15 protein-coding genes and 1 pseudogene are annotated in these 20544 nt (G+C 62.5%); 8 read left to right on the forward strand and 8 right to left on the reverse strand.

The genetic code is table 11. From position 1 onward, the window contains the following. Positions 1–10: 10 nt before the first annotated feature. Entirely contained in the window at positions 11–553 is a 543-nt protein-coding gene (locus tag K8P63_RS06470) for an FAD-dependent oxidoreductase (protein WP_223798995.1), read from the reverse strand. A gap of 594 nt (positions 554–1147) precedes the next feature. After that, positions 1148–2872, reverse strand: coding sequence for a hypothetical protein (locus tag K8P63_RS06475; RefSeq protein WP_223798996.1), 1725 nt, complete (start codon positions 2870–2872; stop codon positions 1148–1150). A gap of 236 nt (positions 2873–3108) precedes the next feature. On the opposite strand from K8P63_RS06475, the gene K8P63_RS06480 reads away from it, so the two are divergent. Further along, entirely contained in the window at positions 3109–3936 is an 828-nt protein-coding gene (locus K8P63_RS06480; protein WP_223798997.1) for a PEPxxWA-CTERM sorting domain-containing protein, read from the forward strand. Between the two features lie 426 nt (positions 3937–4362). Here the strand turns inward: K8P63_RS06480 and K8P63_RS06485 are convergent, their stop codons facing one another. Together K8P63_RS06485 and K8P63_RS06490 are read right to left on the reverse strand one after the other, a co-directional pair. Further along, a complete protein-coding gene (locus K8P63_RS06485) occupies positions 4363–4983 on the reverse strand; it encodes a PEPxxWA-CTERM sorting domain-containing protein (RefSeq protein WP_223798998.1) in 621 nt (206 codons plus the stop codon). Positions 4984–5166: 183 nt separating this feature from the next. Then, the gene (locus K8P63_RS06490; protein WP_317629356.1) at positions 5167–6759 is read right to left on the reverse strand and encodes a helix-turn-helix domain-containing protein; all 1593 of its coding nucleotides are present in this window, start codon (positions 6757–6759) and stop codon (positions 5167–5169) included. Between the two features lie 230 nt (positions 6760–6989). On the opposite strand from K8P63_RS06490, the gene K8P63_RS06495 reads away from it, so the two are divergent. Then, positions 6990–8786, forward strand: coding sequence for an ATP-binding response regulator (locus K8P63_RS06495; protein ID WP_223798999.1), 1797 nt, complete (start codon positions 6990–6992; stop codon positions 8784–8786). Here the strand turns inward: K8P63_RS06495 and K8P63_RS06500 are convergent. Next, a complete protein-coding gene (locus K8P63_RS06500) occupies positions 8783–9364 on the reverse strand; it encodes a LuxR C-terminal-related transcriptional regulator (protein WP_263282702.1) in 582 nt (193 codons plus the stop codon). The genes K8P63_RS06495 and K8P63_RS06500 overlap by 4 nt on opposite strands. A gap of 218 nt (positions 9365–9582) precedes the next feature. On the opposite strand from K8P63_RS06500, the gene K8P63_RS06505 reads away from it, so the two are divergent. The 4 genes from K8P63_RS06505 to K8P63_RS06520 all read left to right on the forward strand — a co-directional run bounded on the left by K8P63_RS06505 (position 9583) and on the right by K8P63_RS06520 (position 16688). Beyond that, complete coding sequence (locus tag K8P63_RS06505; RefSeq protein WP_223799001.1) at positions 9583–10371, forward strand: PEPxxWA-CTERM sorting domain-containing protein; 789 nt, start codon at positions 9583–9585, stop codon at positions 10369–10371. Further along, entirely contained in the window at positions 10368–11177 is an 810-nt protein-coding gene (locus K8P63_RS06510) for a PEPxxWA-CTERM sorting domain-containing protein (RefSeq protein WP_223799002.1), read from the forward strand. Before K8P63_RS06505 ends, K8P63_RS06510 begins: the two co-directional genes overlap by 4 nt. 530 nt (positions 11178–11707) lie before the next feature. Further along, complete coding sequence (locus tag K8P63_RS06515) at positions 11708–13822, forward strand: ATP-binding protein (protein WP_223799003.1); 2115 nt, start codon at positions 11708–11710, stop codon at positions 13820–13822. Positions 13823–14123: 301 nt separating this feature from the next. Further along, the gene (locus K8P63_RS06520; protein WP_449618975.1) at positions 14124–16688 is read left to right on the forward strand and encodes a PAS domain-containing protein; all 2565 of its coding nucleotides are present in this window, start codon (positions 14124–14126) and stop codon (positions 16686–16688) included. Between the two features lie 247 nt (positions 16689–16935). Here K8P63_RS06520 and K8P63_RS21000 read toward each other — a convergent pair. The 3 genes and pseudogenes from K8P63_RS21000 to K8P63_RS06535 form a co-directional block, all read right to left on the reverse strand. Beyond that, positions 16936–17058, reverse strand: a pseudogene (locus K8P63_RS21000) (PEPxxWA-CTERM sorting domain-containing protein); the annotation flags it as partial. Between the two features lie 324 nt (positions 17059–17382). Then, positions 17383–18453, reverse strand: a complete 1071-nt coding sequence (locus tag K8P63_RS06530) for a PQQ-dependent sugar dehydrogenase (protein ID WP_223799006.1) — start codon at positions 18451–18453, stop codon at positions 17383–17385. Positions 18454–18906: 453 nt separating this feature from the next. Beyond that, a complete protein-coding gene (locus tag K8P63_RS06535; RefSeq protein ID WP_223799007.1) occupies positions 18907–19728 on the reverse strand; it encodes a zinc-binding dehydrogenase in 822 nt (273 codons plus the stop codon). On the opposite strand from K8P63_RS06535, the gene K8P63_RS06540 reads away from it, so the two are divergent. Together K8P63_RS06540 and K8P63_RS06545 are read left to right on the forward strand one after the other, a co-directional pair. Then, complete coding sequence (locus tag K8P63_RS06540) at positions 19727–20128, forward strand: helix-turn-helix transcriptional regulator (RefSeq protein WP_223799008.1); 402 nt, start codon at positions 19727–19729, stop codon at positions 20126–20128. The genes K8P63_RS06535 and K8P63_RS06540 overlap by 2 nt on opposite strands. 137 nt (positions 20129–20265) lie before the next feature. After that, positions 20266–20523: a DUF1330 domain-containing protein gene (locus K8P63_RS06545; RefSeq protein WP_223799009.1), complete on the forward strand. Its 258-nt coding sequence runs from the start codon at positions 20266–20268 to the stop codon at positions 20521–20523. Positions 20524–20544: the final 21 nt, after the last annotated feature.

Consider the following 20544-nt stretch of genomic DNA (forward strand, 5'->3'; position numbering starts at 1 on the left):
GCGGCCGCCGTCAGCCGACGAGCCAGCCGCCCCGGAAAGCCTCTTCGCCGGCGCGGGCCGTCACATCGCGATCGGTCGCATGAACCTCCGAGACGGCAAGTCCACGTCTGATCTTGACCCCCAGTTTCTCCGCGCGATCCGTCAGAACGGCTTCGATGCTCTCAAGATCGGCGGCCATAGGCTCAGCCGAGCGCGGCAATCGGAAGGGCCACCGACCATCGTCGATGCGGTCGAGAAAGAAATCGATACCCGCGAAATGGCCGCCGGGCCGGCGTTCCTCCTTCATCCAAGGCGCAGCGGCCGCAATCTCATCGCGAGGGATCCGGGCTTTGAGCGGGGCCAACAGGTCTCGCCTGTCCAGGCTTTCGATTGTCGATATGGAGAGCCCACGCAGACCGAAGGGCGCACGCTTCAGCGGCGTGGACAAGTCGACCTCTTTTTCGATTACCAGTACCGAGCAACCGGCCAAGCCCAGCTCGCAAGCCAAGAAAAGCCCAACCGGCCCAGCGCCGGCAATCAGGACATCGTGATAATCAGGGATTGGCACGTTCATGGTTCGGCTCCGCTGTCGATGTTCGACCGGAGCGTTTCTCGAACCCGAGACCCACACGGACGAACACGGGACGCAGGAAAGCGTCCTCCGTTCGTCGCGGGAGTCTTGGCCACGAAGCCAAAGACCAGAGCTCCCGTTACCGGGAGGACTTGGGCTTACCAAACCAAGTCTGCCTTTTCCGACGCGTCGCTCCTACCGTTTGTCGTGCTCGGCGCAAGACGATTGTGCGGCCGCCATCTGGGATGGCGCTTTCGGCCAAGCGAATCGAAGAATCGACGTCCAGACTCAAACCCGGTCATTCCCACCGCTAACCACGCTCCCAAGCGCGGACGCTTGTTCAGGTTCGATCTCTGCCGGGATTTGGCGCTGGAACTCCGCCTAGCAACAGCAGTCTTTCACCGGCGCGTGGGCAGCGGTCGCGTGGAATCGCTACATGCTGTGTCGCGATCGCAACCGCGCCATGAAAGCCTGGCACCCCAAATATTTAGCTGCGCGGCAGCCGGTGTCCGAAAAGTGGGGCCGCAAAATCTCAGTAACGAACCGCGCTGCTGCCTGGCTATTCGTTCTGACAAACGTGATCGTCGCTTGGAAAACTCAGATCATCTGACAGAAGGGCGGACCGTGGTCTTTCAGGCACACGTCGGGCTTCGTGTGCGATATCTTCCAATAGGAAATAAGCCCAAGCTCTCTCGCAATTGCCGGAAAGGCAGGTTCGTTCAGGACCCCATGCATGCTGCGACGCCAAAAGAGCCACGGCTTTCGGCCGGCGATCTGCAGAGCTTCTCCGTTTGCGCCCAATGCTCCCAAGAGGGTTGCGACCGAGTCGCCCTGTTGGTCCTTGGGCAGGGAAAGCAGCATCTGCCTAGCCTTCGTCTTCACTTGCGTGTCGGCGGACGCCAGGGCTCCATATCCAGCGAACAGGGCGTCGCGGCTCTCTTTGGATATTCGAAGCTGCGGGTTCCGAAGGGCCGTCATCGCAGCCGCATAGTCACCGGTCTCCATACCCTCGCTCATTGCGATCGATCGATCGAGGTTTGCGTCGTTGCTAAGATCGATCGCTGCGTCGAAGTACGGTCCAGCTTGGTCTCCCCGGCCGGTTGCCTCAAGCGCGCGAGCCAACGCCAGCTGAGAGTCGGGCCAAAGGGCGAGCATATCGATCGCGGCACGATATTGTTCGATTGCAGCTTTAAGACGTCCGACGCTTTCCAACTTCAAGCCATAGCCATAATGCTCGCAGCCGCAATCAAGCGGCTTGGCCGCAATTGCCCTTTTAAACAGTGCTTCCTGAGCGATCCAGTCGTGAGGATCGACAAGGTATGCCTTATGCGCCAACGCCTCGCTATTGTTGTGATCGAGCGCGAGGGCCCTGTCCTCGGCCTGTCGTCCTTCCGCGCGTATTATCGCCGCGCGCCGGCTGTCATGCTCTACCAGGGCCACCTGCACGAACCCGTTCCCAACGGCGGACCAGCCCCAGGAGAAATCGGGAGCCGCAGCGACAACCAGTCGCGCGAAATGGAGGGTCTTGCTTCCTCCGTATGACCAATATTGCTGGCAATATTGCATATAGTTACTCAGAAATGAATCCGGCAGCGATTTTCTATAGGTCGCAGCTCCAGATAGGCCGCATCGAACCACGGTGCTGGCATCGACGGCGATCTTGTGAGGCACCTTCGATACCTGATCGCCGGGATAGTCGACACTGTCAGACCACAGAACCACACCAGAACGCTCGTTGCTAAGTCGGGTGATCACGCGGATGGAGTCACCAACCCGGTAGATCACTCCGTCCAGTAAATAGGCAGGTGCAGTCCCGGTTTCGGGCTTTGGCGCGGTCGAAACGCCGATGACGCCGTCGATGTTGAATGCCGCGGTAATCTCGGCGTTGATGCGTTCGCGCATGGCCAGCGGCAGATCAGTCGACAACGGACGAAATCCGGACAGGTAAACTAGCATGCTATGTCCGGCGGGCGGAATAGCTCGAAACCACCACGAGGCCACCGGTGTGACGGTCAGCGCCATGACGATTGCAAACAATACTGATAGGCCAGCGACAAGCGCAGGCCTCCTCGCCGAGCGCCATACAAGCGACTGATCCTTTGTTTTTCCCTCTGCCTGGCGCGCCGGCTTAGGGTCGTCCAAATCGCCTGCAAGCCAATCATCAAGTTCCGATCTGACCGCATAAACGGTGCCGGTTCGGCCTCCAGGAACGCGATGAACCGGCATGCCGCGCTCGTTCGCCCAACGAATCACCGTCGTGCGTTCCCGCCCAAGGAAGGTCGCGATCGACTTCCAACCGTCGAGGCGCTGGCTGTCCACCATTTCGCTGCTCCCGGAGTGCAGATCACTACAAGTTGCAACGATTTGCTACACGACGCGGGCAGTTTTTTCCCTGACATTCTATTCGCGGTTCAACAGTCGGGTTTCCCAAGGATGGCGACATGCGACTGCGATGCCGACGGGCGTCGGCCTCCGCTGCAGGCGGCGGTCAACCCGAATATGGGGCAGGCGTCTCGCGGTGCCCGTGCTCAAATTACGTCCTGCAAGGGGAGCTTGGCATGGGTCGCTTGCTAGTTGGCTTGGCTTTCACTCTATCTACGGTGGCGTTTGTCGGCGTATCGCCGGTGTTCGCAGTTACGGTCACTCCGATTTCGGGGTCGGTGAAAAGCGCGGCTCGGGCTCAAGACGATGTCGGTTTCGGATTCGACGCAACTGTCCAGGATCAAGCCGCTTGGACAACGATACCGGCCAGCTTGAGCGCAACCTCGTCGACGACCTTCCTGCCGCCCGGTGGGGGCGTCGTGGGTGCGAGCGAGACAAGCAGCGCCAGTTGGGAAAGCGGGGGGCTTTCCGGTATGGTCTCGATCGTCAACCAGGCATTGTTCGGCGTGCCGGGCGATGCCCATTACGTCGTCGCCATCGGCGCGCCGGGCCTCTCCGTGTGGAGCTACCAATTCCACGCCAATACGGACGCGCTCTTTACCTTCATCCTGACGGAAGAGGTATCGAAGTCCGGATCGGCGCCGGTTTCGCGCATTTTCGGCAGCTCTGTTGACGTCAACGGCATTGGCATCGTTCCCACGAAAAGCGGGGATATCTTCACACACACAGCGATGCTGACCGCTGGCCAGGACTATACGGTCGATTTCCGTTTCGGCATCGACCTCAGCGCGACCAACGGGTCTGCGGTCGCGAATTTGAGCGATTTCGGCAGCTGGAGCATTTCCGACGTTCCCACGGACCCGGGCAGTGGCGGTCCGGGCGGCAGTGTACCCGAGCCTGGCACGTGGATGCTGATGCTCGCGGGCTTCGGCCTCGTCGGGACGATGGTGCGTGCTCGGTCGCGGGTGCGTTGCGCTCTGAAGGCGCCTCAGGCGGCGCTATGATGACGGGAGTGCATGAGCCAGGCGGTTGGGCAGTGTGATCGCCGGATTGGGCCGCATCGGCACTGGCGCCGGGCTGGCAGGGCCGAGCCGCAGCTATCACTGGTGTGCGAGCGACCATCGTTGCGCATGACACCTCAATCGTCGTCCCACTCACCAATTTAAACGGCATCTACCTGAACTTTGCTACGAGTGAGATAGGGTGAGCCGCCCGGACCGTGCACATCTCGGCAATTTCGGATGCCGTCTTGGAAATCGATCAACTCGATCTGAGGGGCGAGTTCGGAGTTAGCGGGAATTAGCAGTCGCAAATTCTCGCGCAATCGTCGTGAAACGCGATTTTACCGCCGTCTCATCGATAGTCAGGCGCCGAACGAAACGGGGCGGTACGATCTAGACCGAACAGCCCCGTTCCAATCAGCGGACGGATCAGGCGAAGCGGACGTTCACCCGCTGGCGGCGGCGCGTGGCGGCGCCGAGCAGACCGAAGCCTCCGAGGAACATGGCCCAGGTGGCGGGCTCGGGCGCGGGGCTGCTCGGCGATCCGGTTACCGTCAGCAGGACCTGCGAACGATATCCCGAAGTCGTGTCGCACGGGGCATCCCGGCACGCGAACACGCCGATGCCATTATAGATACCGGCGCCGAGCACGAGCGGAAGATCGGTGCCCTGCACCGCTCCTCCGAACTGGGCGTCAAATCCGTTCACCGTATAATTCGTCGCGCCGTTCGCGGGGACAAAGCCGGAGAAATTGAAATAGGCCCCGATCGACGGGTCATATCTACCGGTGGAGATGGAGATGCCCGTGAACGAGCCGGCCAGCACCGAGGTGTAGGCGACCGGCACATAAGGGGATGACGATATGTTCTCGGCAGGAGCGGGCGGCGCCGTGATGATCGCATCGGTGGTGAAGCTGACGATCGTGGCGATAGGCTTGGTGCAGGTGAAGGAAGAGCAGGTCGAGAACGTGTAGGTCAGCGTCGCATCGGCGGCGCCGTTCAGGCCCAGAGTGGCCGCCGCGCCGATGGCCAGTTTCGTCCGGAATTTCATAAGCTACCCCTTAAACAGATCGGTGTTGCCAAAGCTGGCCGATTGGCCCCTCGCACCCGCGTCGTGGCGCTCACCAGGCCAAGCCCGGACAGGCCCGGACAGGCCCGGACGGATTAGCTCCGAATTGTTTGCTTAATGTTTGAGTAAGAAATTAATCGTCGACGGACGATGATCGCGGACGGCCTATGCGACGGCGTTCGATCCGATCGCCCGGCCGACGACGGCCGGGACGGCCTGGGCGCCATATATGCGCACGACCTGGGCAATCAGCCCGCGCATCAAGTTCGCACGGGCCTGTTCGGAAACGAGCTGTCGCGCAGACGTGAAATAGGCATATTCGATCGCGTTCGAAGCGGCCGTCGGCCCGATCGCCGCGAGTGCCTTTGCCGACGCGGCCGACAGAGGTCGTTCATGGGGCGAAAACGTCCAGTCCAGCATGGAGGCGATATAAGGGGGGCAGGGCGGCGCCGTATCGATCGCCGCCACCGTGGCATCGAGCGCGGCGCGCTTCCCCGTCGCGAGCAGGGCGATGCACTTCATCGCCCTGATATGCAGTTGGAAGTCGGGCCCCAAGTCCCCCCGCTCGGCGCCCCGATCGAAGAACCGTACCGCCTCGTCGAAGCGGCCGCGCGCGCAGCGAAGCTGACCCATGAGGGCGAAGGAGGCAGTGGAGTCGCCGGTTCGAGCGAGCGCACGCTCGGCCAGATCTTCCGCGAGCTCGAGATGTCCACGATCAACGAAATACAGCAACTTGGCGGCTGCGAACATGAGCAGCGGATTGTCTTCCGCGGCAGGAAGGTGTTCCAGAGCCGTCACCTCGATCTCACGTTCCACGCGTTGGCGCTCCACCAAGCCGACGGATTCGAACGGGCTCGCCACGGTAAGGCGAGAGAAGAGATGCAGGCACCATTGAAACGCGAGATCGGCGTTGCCGGGGGCCTGTGCGCGTTTCTTGGCCAGTTGCGTCCCGCTCGCCCATCGCGGGTTCGCCCCAAGCAGGACGATCGAGGCCTCATGCCGGCGGGTCTCGATCGGGTCGCCCGGTGCCAGGCCAAGGCCCGTCGAAGCATTGCCGAGACTGCCTTGAACAGCGGCGAGGACGGCACGTGAAATCGTGTCTGCTTCTGCCGTGAAATTCGGATAATTTTGCTGATGGAGATCCAAGGCGAAGGACTCGGTGATCCGCCGCGACGGCATCTCCCGCAGCGTGACCACGCAGGCAAAAGCATCGTCGCTCGTCTGAAAATTGAGATGAAGAAGATGGCGCAGCTTGTCGTCGGCGCCGGGCCGCCAGTCCTCGGCCACGACAATCGTCTTGTCAGGGCTGACGCCTGCACCGATCGCGCTGTGAAGTCTTTCGACGAGGGCGGATGCGCCCTGGCTTATTTGACGGGCCGCGGGAGCAAACTTCGTCGCGATGACCAGCAACGCATCGACCGGCGCAGCGGCGGTCGACGTCGCGGCCCAGACGTACCCCTCGCCATAGCGGGTATGGATGAACTTCGGCGACTTGGGATCGTCGCCCAGCTTGGATCGGATCCGGTTGACGAGGAAGTCGATATAACGATCCGACCGGTCCTCGTCCGCTGCGATCTCGTCCAGCAATCGGCTCCGCCGCATGAGCTGGTTCGGCTTTCGCGACAACGCCCGCAGAATGGCGCGCTCGTTTCTGGTGAAGTGAACCTTTATTCCGGCTCTAATTGCGAACAAGCACTCTTGGTCAAGCACGAGATCGCCATAATGGGTGTTCAGCCCTTTATTCACTGCAGTCACCACCTGTCGGCATTGCGCTGGCTGATCCTTGGCTCAAGTCAGCTCGGCGGTCGATGAGGGCGACCGATACGGGCCGGTAGTCCGTCATTTTTCGGTGAGCAAGCGACACCGTGATCTCGGCACCATCCGTTGATCGAGCCGCCCAGTTCGTTGTCGGACGGGCGACCGGTTTCAAGGAGGGTATCGCCGCTGTGCTGGCTTCGGACGGACGCATGAGCTAATGGATCAGTGTCATGCTCTCACCAGCGCTACATGGAGAGAGCCCGGTTCCTGAGCCGGTGCGTACGCCCTCGCGAAACGACGACCGGATCGGTGCCGAGCAGGTCCGCACCCTGATGAGGAATTGCCCCGTCGCGGTCATGGGCGCGGGAACGGGCGCGATCATCCTCGCGATCGCGTTTGATCTCAGCGGACGGGTCCGTCCGGATCGCGCCTGGCTTTGGGCCGCGTTGATGATCGGATGCGTGCTCAGCCACCTTGCTTTGTGCGTCGCCTACCGACGCGCGCGACCCGCCGATGGCGCCTGGAGGATCTGGCTTCGGCTGTTCACGTTGATTGCAGCTTGCGAAGGCGCGACTTGGTTCGTTGGCGCAAACTGGCTGACGTCGCCGAACGATCTTCTGCAGGAGTTGATGGTTCTCCTCGTATACTCCGCCATAGCGTCTGGCTCGTTGCCGACGTTCGGAACCCATCTCGCGCCGTTTTCGGCTTTCTTCTATCCCGTGATTATGCCGCATCTCGGATTTTCGCTTATCTATCAATACGAATATTGGAATGTATTGGCGGTCTTGCTGGTGGCTTATATCGTCGCGATGACGTTGATCGCCCGACATACCAATGCGCAATTCATCGAGGGTCTTCAGCTTCGGTTCGAGAATGTCGATCTGGTCGAAGGTTTGAGGATTGCCAAGGCGGATGCCGAGCATGCGAATGTCGCCAAATCCAGCTTTCTGGCCGCGGCGAGCCATGATCTTCGCCAGCCGATCCACGCGCTCGGCCTGTTCGTCGGGGCGCTCGAGAACTGCACGATGGATGCCGAAGCTCGCGGGATCGTCGCGCGGATCGAGGGCGCCGTCGCCGCCATGGACGATCTGTTTCTGGCGCTCCTCGACATCTCGAAGTTGGATGCTGCCGCCGTCACGCCGGCCTTCCAAGCCGTCCCGTTGGCCCAACTGCTCGAACGCATCGCCCAAGATTATCGCGGCGAGGCGGCGGAGAAGCGGATCGGGCTTCGATTGCGGACGGGCGGGTTCTGGGTTCGGAGCGATCCCGTCCTGCTCGAGCGTATCGTCCGCAACATCCTCTCCAATGCGGTGCGCTACACCGATCGGGGCGGTGTGCTGATGGGGTGTCGCGCGGTCGGTGATCAGATCACCGTCGAGATATGGGATACCGGTCGCGGGATTGCAGAAGACCAGCAGGCGCGGATCTTCGAGGAATTCTATCAGATCGACAATCCGGAGCGCGATCGCTCGAGGGGGCTCGGGCTCGGCTTGGCCATCGTGCGGCGACTGACGGACTTGCTCGACTGTCGCCTGAGCATGCGCTCGCAGCCGCACCGAGGGACGGTTTTCCGACTGGTGCTGCCTCGCACCAATCGTCCGAACATCGCCCCGCCCGACGATCCGCCGGCGCCCCAAGCGGATTCCCACCAAGAGACCATCCTCATCATCGACGATGAAGCTGCGATCCGCCAGGCAATGGCGACCGTGCTCGCAAGCTGGGGCTACCGCACGTTGGTCGCCGGTTCGGCCGACGAGATGCTGGCGTTGCTCGCTTCAGATCACGCTCGGCCCGCGCTCCTTGTCTGCGATTACCGTCTGCGCGCGGGGGCGACCGGGGCGGAAGCCGTGATGAAAATACGGTCGTATCTCGGCCGGGACATACCCGCGCTCCTCGTTACGGGAGACACCGCCCCCGATCGCATCGCCGAAGCCATGGCAAGCGGCTTGGTGCTTCTCCACAAGCCCGTCCAGCATGGTCGCCTTCGCGCGGCGATCGGCAACCTGCTGCGGGCCGATGCCCGTTAATCGCCGCGTGCGATGCGAGCTGCCATCGCGCGACCGCTGACATTGAGCGTGCGGAAGATCGCGCTGCTATGTGCCTTCACCGTCTTTTCGGAGAGCCCCAATCGCCGGGCTATCTCCTTGTTTGAAAGGCCGGCGCCGATCAAATCGAGGACGGCGCGCTGCCTGACCGTGAGAGCCTGCGCGCCGCCTGCTGCCGCGGGCGCCGGATTGCCTGCAGCCCGAACGACCAGCGGCGGCACATAGATTTCGCCGGCCAGAACGAGATCCAGCGCAGCGGATATCGTTGTCGGACTGGCCGATTTCGGAAGATAGCCAAGCGCACCCGCCGCCAAGGCGCCATGAACGTCGGCTACCGATTCCGAGGCGGAGAAGACGATGATCGGCACGCTCGGAAAGCGGGAGCCGAAGTCCGTCAGCGCGTCCATGCCGGTTGCGCCGGGCATCACCAGATCGAGGAATACGACATCGATGTCGGCGCTCTCGGCGGCATAGATCGCTGAACCGATATCGCCCGCGTGCAGGATCGTCGAGCTCGTGGCCGCATGACGCAGGATTGCCGCCAATCCCTCGCGCACCACAGCATGATCGTCGACGATCAGAATGTTCATGGCACGCAGCGTATCGTCGGATTTGCCTGCCGTCAGCCGACTATTGCGTGGTCCTAGGTCCACCGAAATAGGCCTAGGCCCTCTGGTCAATTACTGATCAGTTAACACCCCGCTAAGGTTCGAAGGCGGCGTGAAAGACGGGGTTTTTCGCGTCGCAATCCGATCCACGTAAGCACGGGATTGCCAGCATGTCGATAAAGCCTCGCGCCTTCATGGGCCTGATCATTGTGGGGATGACGGTTGCGACCGCCAGCGCACGGGCCGACGTTATATTTTCGGACAGCAACTTTGTCGCGTCAGACTATCAGGTCGCATTTGCGAGTTCGACGGGAGGCGCGAGCCTCACGGCGGCCGCATGCACGTCCTGCGGCGACTCCGGTACTGCGCTTCGGCTGACGATCTCGGATTCGGACGGCAGCAATCTCGGCGCGGCGATCATCAACAGCAGTTTCACCTACGATCCCTTCACGCAGGGCGCGATCACGACGATCGATGCGTCGGTCGACAAGAATTTCACCGCCGTGGCACCGCCATTGTTCGGCTATGGCAACACGTTCCGACCGGTCATCGAGCAGGGTGGAAACTTCTACACCGCCGTGAAGTTCGGTACATCCGTCACCGTGCCGGCTGGCGGGACGACGGCATCGTCCGGCTTCGAGGTCATCGCTCTCTCCGCGCTCACCGCCGCGGACTTCAGCCAGTTCGACGTCACGACCGGCCTGGTCGGGACCGCGCACCCCGATTTCGCCGGCAGCGCCATCACCTTCGGTATCGGCCAGGTCTTGGCTGCCAGCCCGCTGAGCGCCGGCAGCGCCATCACGGTCATCTCCGACTTCGATAATCTGAGCATTGCCGTGCACACCGCTGCCGTTCCCGAACCGGCAAGCTGGGCATTGATGGTGGCCGGCTTTGGCACGATCGGCAGCGCCATGCGCCGCCGCGGCAAGAAACGGTACGGATATCCCTTTTCGATTTGACGTCGTGTTCGATCACACCAGCGTGGAGTAGGGTAATGCGTCCTAAACTTAACGCCGTAATGTCAGCGGCCTTATCGTTTGCTGTATTTGCCGGATCTCCTGCGAGGGCCGATTTTCAGGCAAGTTTCTACACGGTTCAAGGCGACGGACGGGACTTCGGCCCGACGATCTGTTGTTTCGTATCGAGCGACGAGGTGATGAGTTCGCTGGGGCCGGACGGGCTGCCGGTCTACAATCCAGGCTCGACCACCAGCTCTGGTCATATTCTCCAGGATCACGCGTCGAACGGCGAACTGACCTGGTTCACGCCGAATGCGACGGCAAGCGCGACCGCGCCTTTGGTCGATTTCACCAGCAGCGTTACGATCTCCGGCAATAGTTATTCGAATGGCGCGATGTTCCCGTCGAATGGCGCGGGCGGCAGCGACAGCGCCGGGTTCCAGGCCGCCATTTTCACCGGAAGTTTCACGTTCGGTACGGCACAGGATTTCACCTTCACCTTCAGTGCGGATGACGACGCCCTGCTCTTCGTGGATGGCATATCCGCCCTTCAAATCGGCGGCGTCCATAGCGCGTCCACGGTTTCCTCGACCGTCAGCCTCGGTGCCGGCACCCACAGCTTCAAGCTGTTCTACGCCGATCGGCAGCAAACGGGTGCAGCTTTGTCGTTCAGCATTCCTGACGACATCATCGTTTCAGCCCCATCGCCGGCGCCCGAGCCGGCGGCGTGGGCGATGTTCGTCGGTGGCTTCGGCCTGATCGGCGGCGCTCTACGTCGCAAGAAGGCAATGCTCGTCCTCGCCTGAGCGGCTCGCTTGCAGGAATGAGGGTGCCCGCGATCGCTGGGCATCCTCATTGCCTCAAGTGCGTCTTTTTGACGTCGCCTGAGCGAACGTTTGAGTTCGACGACGCGAGCGGCGAGATTGCGGTGCGCAGCAGGTGATCAGGCGCGCAGGCAGCGCTCCTGAGAGCCGGCGAGCGGCTATTCGCAGATTTGCCGTTGCATTACCTTCCACGCCGATTTCCTGATCGGCTTGGCCGTGCTGCGAAGGTCTCTGGAGCGCGAGGCTGTTGGCTACGGAAAAATACGGCGCAGCGCTCGAAAAGTGCCGAACCCGAACCCGCGCAGACCGAACGACCAACATTCGAACTGGGCGTTCGTCGCGCATGGGGAGATGGAAGTTGAGCGATCACACGCTCGTGTGGCTCGGGCTTGGGGACAAACGGCGACATCGGCCCGCCCCTGCCAGGCGGATCTCCCTCTCGGGGCGGTGGCGGTCGATTGGATGACGGCATCGGGAAAAACCGTGGTAACACGGCCCGATAGGAGATCGCCTTGGGAATCGACAACCACCGGACGGCCGGCGGAAACAAGGACGCCTCGGCCTTCCTGATCGATTCGAGCGAGCGTCTCGCCGCCGCCCGATCCATGGACGAAGTCGTCGAGGTCCTGCGTCGCACCGCGCGGGACGCCGTCGGGGCCGAGGGCATCGCGGTGGTCATTCGCGACGAGGGTAAGTGCTTCTACGCCGCCGAGGATGCGGTCGCCCCGTTATGGGCGGGAAGCCGGTTCGACGAGAATAGCTGCATCTCGGGCTGGGCCATGCAGCATCTTGAGACCGTCGCCATCCGCGACGTGCGAAACGACGAGCGCGTTCCCCAGCAGGCCTATGCCCCCACCTTCGTCCGGAGCCTGTTGATGGCACCGATCGGACGGCCGACTGCCGTAGCCGCGCTCGGCGCCTACTGGTCCGACGTCCGCGAGCATGACCTCGAAACGATCCGTCGCCTGGAGAGCCTGGCTCGATTTGCGACCATCGCCATCGAGAATGGGCGACTTCTTCGGCTTGCCGAAGAGAACGGACGTCAGCGAGAGCTCATGGTCGAGGCCGGCCGCATGGGAATGTGGTCCTTCGCCATCGCGAGCGGCGAACTCGAAACCTCGGATAAGTGCCGGTTGAATTTCGGCCGCGATCCCACGCTTCCGTTCAGCTACGGCGATCTGCGCGCCGCCATACACGATGACGACAAGGCGCGCGTCGAAGCGGCGATCGAAACCAGCATCCGGACAGGCTGCGCATACGACATCGAATACCGGCTCATTACGCCGGATGGCGAGACGCGCTGGATCGGCATCCGGGCCAAGCCGTCCTACACCGCCGATGGCGCGCCGGTTTCGCTGGCGGGGCTCTCGATCGACATCACCGACCGAAAGAGAATGGAGGAGGCGCTCCAGAGCTCGGCGGCAACGCTCGAGCATCTGGTCGAGGAACGGACGCGCGAGCTGATCGCGGCGCAGGAAGCGTTGCGCCAGGCCCAGAAGCTTGAGGCGATGGGTCAGCTGACCGGTGGCGTCGCCCACGACTTCAACAATCTGCTCACCCCGATCATCGGCAGCCTCGACCTTCTCCAGCGCCGCAAGGTCGGTGGAGAGCGGGAACAACGCATGATCGATGGCGCGCTTCAATCGGCGGACCGAGCGCGGACCTTGGTGCAGCGCCTGCTCGCCTTCGCCCGGAGACAGCCTCTCAAGCCCGAACCGATCGACGCTTATGCCCTGGTCACCGGGATGAGCAGTCTCGTCGAGACGACCCTTGGACCGCTGGTCACGCTGGAGCTGGATCTGGCGGAAGGGCTGCCGCTGGCGATCGCTGATCCTCATCAGATCGAGATGGCGATCCTCAACCTGTCGGTGAACGCGCGCGACGCGATGCCGGACGGGGGCTGCCTGGTCGTATCCGCACGCCGACGGAACCCGGGGCGCGATCACCCCGATGTCGCCGAAGGAAGCTACGTCGTCATTTCCGTGGCTGACACCGGCACCGGCATGGACGACGAAACACGCCGTCGAGCTGTCGAACCCTTCTACTCCACGAAAGGCGTTGGCCAAGGCACAGGTCTGGGCCTTTCCATGGCGCACGGATTGGCCTCGCAGCTTGGCGGTGCGCTCACGATCGAGAGTAGTCTCGGCAGCGGCTCGACGATCAGCCTCTGGCTCCCGATCAGCGCCGACACGGCGGTACGCGCAATCTCTTTCGCGCTACAGGAATCGCCCGTCGCGGGCGTCGCGCTGCTGGTCGACGACGAGGATCTGGTGCGGGCGAGCACGGCCGACATGCTGATCGACATGGGCTTCGAGGTGATCGAAGCCGGGTCAGGACCGGAGGCCCTCCAGCGCCTGCGCGAACGTGGCGGAGCGGACGTGCTGATCACCGACCACCTGATGCCGAAGATGACCGGAGTGGAACTCGCCAAGGCCGTTGCAGTCGACTGGCCGCAGATGCCGGTGCTCGTCGTGTCCGGCTACTCGGATGCGATCGGCATAGACGCCGAACTTCCGCGCCTTGAAAAGCCGTTCAGGCAGGCTGACCTTGCATCCGGGCTCGCTGCGCTTCTGACCAAGACTGCACCCATCCAAACGAAAACATCGGCCGTCTCCGCCGCGGGATAGAGCTGCGCGTTCGCCCCAGGCGTTAGAGCCCGACCCGTACCGTTCCGCCTTCCACTGATCCTTCGCGACCTGCGATCCACGCGATTGCCGATAGATCCCGTTGTGAAACGCTCCGATGCGACCATTGGCATGGCTCGTCGTGCGCCGCTGGACGCGGACCGCCGCCGTCCTGCGCCAGCCCAGGGGCGTTGAATGACGGTATCAGGGATGGTGCCGATCGGGTAGGTTGGTGGTCATGGCTAGCAGTCGGATTTCGGACATCGACCAACCCCATGGGCGTGCCCGTGCCTATCATGCAAATATGTCTGGCACATCGTTTGCTCCAGGCTATCCCTCTAGAGGACCAGCGTTCCTGATCGGCGGGGGCGAGTGCGCCGATCTGATCCTGGCGAAGGATTGGGCGGCGACGCCGCTGGGGCCGATCGACGCCTGGCCTCAGAGCCTGATGACCGCCACCGCCATTCTGCTCCGCTCTCCCGTGCCGATCGTCATGCTGTGGGGGGATGACGGTGTCATGCTCTACAATGACGCTTATTCGAAGTTCGCGGGCGGCCGTCATCCCGAGCTCCTTGGTTCCAACGTCCGCGAGGGTTGGCCCGAGGTCGCCGACTTCAACGACAACGTCATGAAAGTCGGGCTTGCGGGTGAGACCCTGCATTATCGGGATCAGGAACTGACGCTCCGTCGCCACGGCAGGCCGGAGCAGGTCTGGATGGACCTCGACTATTCGCCCGTCCTTGGCGAAGACGGCGAGCCGGCGGGCGTCATATGCTTTCTCTCGGACACCACGGAGCGTGTCGCGTCCGAACGTCGCACCGCCTTTCTGCTTGCTCTGTCCGATGCCCTGCGTCCCTTGACGACGCCAGCCGAGATCATGCGGCTGGCCGCGACCCGCTTGGGTGAATGTCTCGAAGCAAGCCGCGTATTCTATGCCGAGATCGCCGGCAGCCTGATGACCGTCGAGAGCGATCATGCCCGCGGCGTGCCATCCATCGTTGGCCGACACTCGCTCGAATCCTTCGGGCCTGATCTTCTTGCTGCCTACCGGGCTGGCGAGCCGGTGGTGGTGCAGGATGTCGGAACCGACGAGCGGCTCAGCGAGGGCGCTCGGACGGGCCTTCAGTCGCGGCATGTCGGTGCCTTCGTCGATGTCGTCCTGTTCGAAGAGGAGGCGTGGGTCGGGTTGCTCGCGGTGCAAAGCGCGACGCCCCGGATCTGGACCCCGGCGGAGCAGAGGCTCGTCCAGGAAGTCGGCGAACGCATCAAGCCGGCGATTGAGCGCGCTCACGCCGAGGTGAAGCTGCGCGAGCTGAACGAGACGCTCGAACAGCAGGTGGTCGAACGCACTACCGAATTACGGCGCTACCACAATATCGTCGAGGCCACGGTCGCACCAATATGCGCGTTCGACACCGAGTTTAGGTTGATCGCTTTCAACCAGGCTCACAATGACGAATTTCGGCGGGTCAACGGCTTCGACACCAGGATCGGCGACATCTTCCCCGACCTTTTCATTCCGGAGCAGGGGGCCGCCATGCGTAGCCTGATGTCGCGGGCCCTCGCTGGAGAGAGATTTACCGTCGTAGAGGTATTTGGGCGGCCCGAACTTGGCACGCCCTGCTGGGAGATCAGCTACACACCTCTTCGCGATGGCAACGGGCAGGTCGTCGGCGCCTTCCACCATGCGAACGACATATCCGATCGGCTGGCCGCGCAGGCTGATCTGGAGACGACGCAGGAGGCGCTGCGCCAGAGCCAGAAGATGGAAGCGATGGGCGCGCTCACGGGCGGCGTGGCGCACGACTTCAACAACCTCCTGACGCCCATCCTGGGATCGCTCGACATGATGGTGCGCAGGGAGATCGGGAGCGAGCGCGAGCGACGCTTGATAGGCGGGGCGCTTCAGTCCGCCGAGCGCGCCAAGACGCTCGTCCAGCGCCTGCTCGCCTTCGCACGCCGGCAGCCGCTCCAGGCGACCGCCGTCGATTTGGAAAAGCTTGTCGAGACCATGGTTGTGCTGATCGGCTCGACCCTTGGTCCCACGATCGAGGTGAAGCTCGAGGTGGTGCCCGATCTGCCGCCGGTCAGAACCGATGCGAACCAACTGGAGATGGCGCTCCTCAACCTCGCGGTAAACGCCCGCGATGCGATGCCCAATGGCGGCGAACTGACGATCAGGGCGATCCGTGCGGCAGTGCGCGACGGTGAGACATCCGGTCTGGCATGCGGGGATTATGTCGTTCTTGGTGTCGGCGACACCGGAATCGGGATGGACGAAGCGACCCGGCAACGGGCGATCGAGCCATTCTTCTCCACCAAGGGCGTCGGCAAGGGGACCGGGCTGGGCTTGTCGATGGTGCATGGGTTGATGGCACAGCTCGGCGGTGGCCTGACGATCGAGAGCACGCCGGGGCTCGGCACCAGCATCGATCTGTGGCTGCCGATCAGCGACACCGACATCGTGACGTCGGACGAACTGCCGGTCGAAGTCTCCTCGCATTCCAGGGCCGCCGGCATCGCGCTTCTGGTCGAGGACGAGGAACTGGTCCGAGCGACGACCGCCGACATGCTGGCGACCCTTGGCTACGACGTTGTCGAGGCTGATTCGGCGGAGGAAGCCATTCGTCTGGTCGAAGAAGGGCTGTGCCCGGACCTGCTGGTGACGGATCACCTCATGCCCGGCATGAGCGGCTCCGAACTGACGCGCTCACTCAACGCCGTCTGTCCGGAGATGCCGGTGTTGATCGTGTCCGGTTATGCCGAGGCGGACGGTATCGATGCCGATATTCCACGGCTGACCAAGCCTTTCCGAAGGGACGAGCTTGCGACGTGCTTGGCTAATCTGCGATATAAAAGTTCCGTATAGGAGGAACTTCAATATATCCTGCCAGTACGTGGCGTGTTCGGCGCCGGTAGATTTGCGATTTTTTGTCGGTTATCTTGAAATCATGAGGACTAAGCGGAAGTTCATTCCCATTTCCGATAATCGCGGCCGCGCGCATTTCCGGTGCGGCTCCGCCTATCCGCGAAGCCCGGTTCTTCGCGGCCGACGCCTGCTGTCCAAAGGCGGCTCTTTAGACACGAACGCTATCGGGCGGTGCGGCTTGCTCGCTTCAGCCGGCGGCGGAAGGCCGAAACCCGGACATACGAGGGCGTCGCCGCATCGCTGACCCGACCAGACCGAGGCCGAGCGCCATCATCGCCCAGCTCGCCGGTTCTGGCACGGGCGACAGCGACAGGAGGCGGTAAATGTCGCCATATGTCTTGCTGAGCAGATAAAGCTCACCATCAGCATCCTGGCCCATGCGAAGATCGACGCGTCCACCGGCATACGGGTTGCCCTCAAGCGCGCTGAGGGTGGTGTCTGCGCCATTATAGCTGAGCTCCAACTCCTGGAGCACTGCCTGTCCCCCCAGCACCATGCTCGGGTCGTAATAAAAGATGCGACCGGAAACGAGCTCGGGTACGATCACCATCCCGTCCAGTTCGGGCACGTCGGCGCCGTCATACGCAAACGCACCTGCTATCGCGGCGAGCGAATATTGGCCGCTGCGGAAAATTTACTCATGATCGAACTGGGCGACAGGATCGATATAGGTGCCATCATTTGTGGGAGTGTCGTAAACGTTCGGGTCACTTGAGGCGCCACGAGCAAACGTTCCTTCGCGTACCGGCCAGCCATAATTGCCACCGGGTCGAATGATGTCGACCTCGTCGAGTTGCTCCTGGCCGATGTCGCCCGCGAGCAATTCTCCCGTGCTCTTGTCCCAGCTGAACTGCTGTGGATTACGGAGGCCCGACGCGTAGACCTCGCCGAGCTTGCCGCTTTGCCCGGCAAAAGGATTATCGCTCGGTATCGTGTAAGGCTGGCCTCCCGACCCCGGTGTCGGATCGATCCGCAGGATCTTGCCGAATGGGCTTGAGAGATCCTGGGCGTTGGCAAAAGGATCGCCGACACCGCCGCCATCACCCAAACCGATATAGAGCTTGCCATAATCGGCCGATCCAGGTGCGGCGGTTGGATTGAACGCGATCGTGCCGGGACCGTGATCGGCCAACGGCTGCGCGACGCGCATCACTTCGCGCTGCGAGATGATCGTGGCGGTCGCGGCCGTAGGATCCGCCACTTTGAATTCGTGGACCACGTCGTCGTGGTTGAAGCTCGGGCCTTTTCCCTGGAGCGGCTCGGTGCCGGTCGTCTTGCTGGTATCGATCGTATAAAACACGCCGTATCCGGGTTTCGTGGGATCGCCATTGAAATTGGGGTGGAAGGCGAAGCTCATCAGCCCCGTCTGCGCGCCATCGAAGGCGTTGCTAAAGCTCGGAACGGCGCTGCGAATATCGAACCATGTCGAAGGTGTTCCGCCCGCGGTCGTCGTCACGCTGATGGTGCCGCGCGTATCGTCGATGAACAGTCGGCCCGAGCCATCGCTCACCGGTTGCAGCGATTGGATCCGCGTCCGAAAACCGTCCACCGCCGAATCTCCGGTCGCCTGCGCCTGCGTGAAAGCGCCGAGCCCGACTTTGATACCGGGCATGATCGGATCGGGTACGGGGTTGACGACGATCGAGGCCTGCGCAGTCATGGAGATCGCCAGGACAGCTATCGGCAACAGCGTGCGACGTTTCATGAGATCACCCCCCCCCAGGTAGATGGACGTGAAGGTAACTCACCCATTTATCGCGTCAATCCACAGGCCATCGGTTTGGTCCGGATTATTCTGGGCGAGAGGGAATCAAATATTAAAAATAACGAATGCCTCGTCGCGGCGGAGCATGTGATATCAGTTGTTCGGCGGAAGCGGCTCTTCGTGTCTGGTCAAAGCGCGCGAAGCTGGAAGTTACGGAAAACGCACCTCTCTGTGGCCTGCGGCATAAAGGCCCAGCTTGAGGCTCCGGAGACCCCGACAGACATTGTGGTAATAGCCTGAGACTTACACGCTGCGTTCGAAGCGGCGCCATGTCGCGCGCACGAGCAGGTAGAGCCTGGCGCTGTCATCGGGAGCCTGCAGGGGTCGCGTGTCGGCGTCGAGCACTTCGATCGAGCTGACGCCGCCACCCTAAGCCAGCGCTGGCCCGAAAGATCACCCCTGGGTTTCTGGCGCAATACGCAGGATCAGTTTGCCGCGCGCTTGGCCGCCGAGGCTGAGGTCCATCGCCTCGCGCCAGTCCTCCAGCGGGAAAGTCCGGCTCACCGGGATCGAAAATCGCCCCTCGGCTGCATAGGCAGCGTAGATGCCGACCTTGTCATATTGCATGACGTCCTTGATCGAAGTGATCTCCTCCATGCCGGTCCGAGCGCCCGTAGCGGCGGCGCCCGCAAAATCGGTAACGGTCACGACACGCTTGGGATCGCCGCCGGCTACCCGGACGAGATCGGGCAGCGCGCTCGCGATAACGCCCTCCGGCGTAAGGTTGACGGGCGCCACGTCCAGCACATGATCCGGCAAGCCCTGCAACAAGGCACCAAGTCGCTCGACCATGCCGTCGCCATGGCCGGTGACCTGGGCGCCGAGCGCGCGCAATCGGTCGGCAAAGGTGGGGCCAGCGGTCGCGACGACCCGGACGCCCCTCAGCAGCGCGACCTGCACCGCCGCAAAGCCTATCATCGTTCCGGCGCCGTTGACGACCAATGTCTCTCCCCGCTTGGGATCGAGCAAAGCGATGTAGCGACAGGCGGTTTCGACGGCCATCGGAAGTGCGGCAGCCGCGATCGGGTCAAGCCCTTCCGGAACCGGCGCCCAATGGCTGAGCACCGCGTAATCGGAGGCGCCAGCCGTCGGGAAATTCACATAGTCCGCCGGCCCAAGCAGCCGATCGCCGATCGCGACATCGCTCACCCCCACACCAATCGCGGTAACCGTGCCGCACACATCCAGCCCGATGCCGCGCGGAAGCAACGCCATGGCAGGCGAGGGTACGCCGGCGCTCGCGCCGGCGGCTTCGGTGTCCGAAAGGGTCGACCCGCCGCAGGTTGCTTTGTTGCGGGATGCCATCCGCCGGCAGCGCAAGGTCGAGATCCGCTATGAGGATGCTCAGGGCACATCATCGGATCGCACCATCTGGCCGATCGCCATCGTCTATTTTGACGATGTGCGTATCCTGGCGCCCTGGTGCGAGCAACGGTCCGCCTTCCGCCATTTCCGCGTCGACCGCCTGCAGGTGAGGGCCGTTTCGGAGGAGCGCTACCCCGGTCGACGCCAATCGATCATCGCGCGCTGGCAGCAGCAGGATCGCGACTGGCCTTCGCTCCTGACAGTTCCTGGCACATCGATCGACTATGAGGTGGGGCGAGCGCTTGAATGAAGTGCCGCGTCGAAGGAATAAGAATGGTTGCTTTGTCCCCCACCGCCCTGGAAGCGTTCCTGACCGAGCAGGACGATCCACCGGTCGTGATGCTGAACCTCATCCGCTTCCAGCCCGATGGCGGTTGAGATCGGTATTTGGCCTATCTGGGTATGGCCAAGCCGATCCTCGCCCGGTTCGGTGCGAAGATTCTGTTCGGTGGCGACGGACTGGCAGTGCTCACCGAAGGGCAATCGGAAGGATGGGATGCCGTCGCTCTCGTTCAATATCCGCGCCGCTCCGCCTTCAAGGACATGGTCGCCGACCCGGAATACCAGGTCGCGTTCCAAGTCGGCGTGTCGGCGATCGCGGATATTGTGCTGCAGCCCCTGAAGCATATCGATGGGCTGGTCTGACCGGAGTCGTTTGATTCCCGT

The sequence above is a fragment of the Sphingomonas nostoxanthinifaciens genome (assembly GCF_019930585.1).
In the GTDB taxonomy this organism is placed as follows: domain Bacteria; phylum Pseudomonadota; class Alphaproteobacteria; order Sphingomonadales; family Sphingomonadaceae; genus Sphingomonas_I; species Sphingomonas_I nostoxanthinifaciens.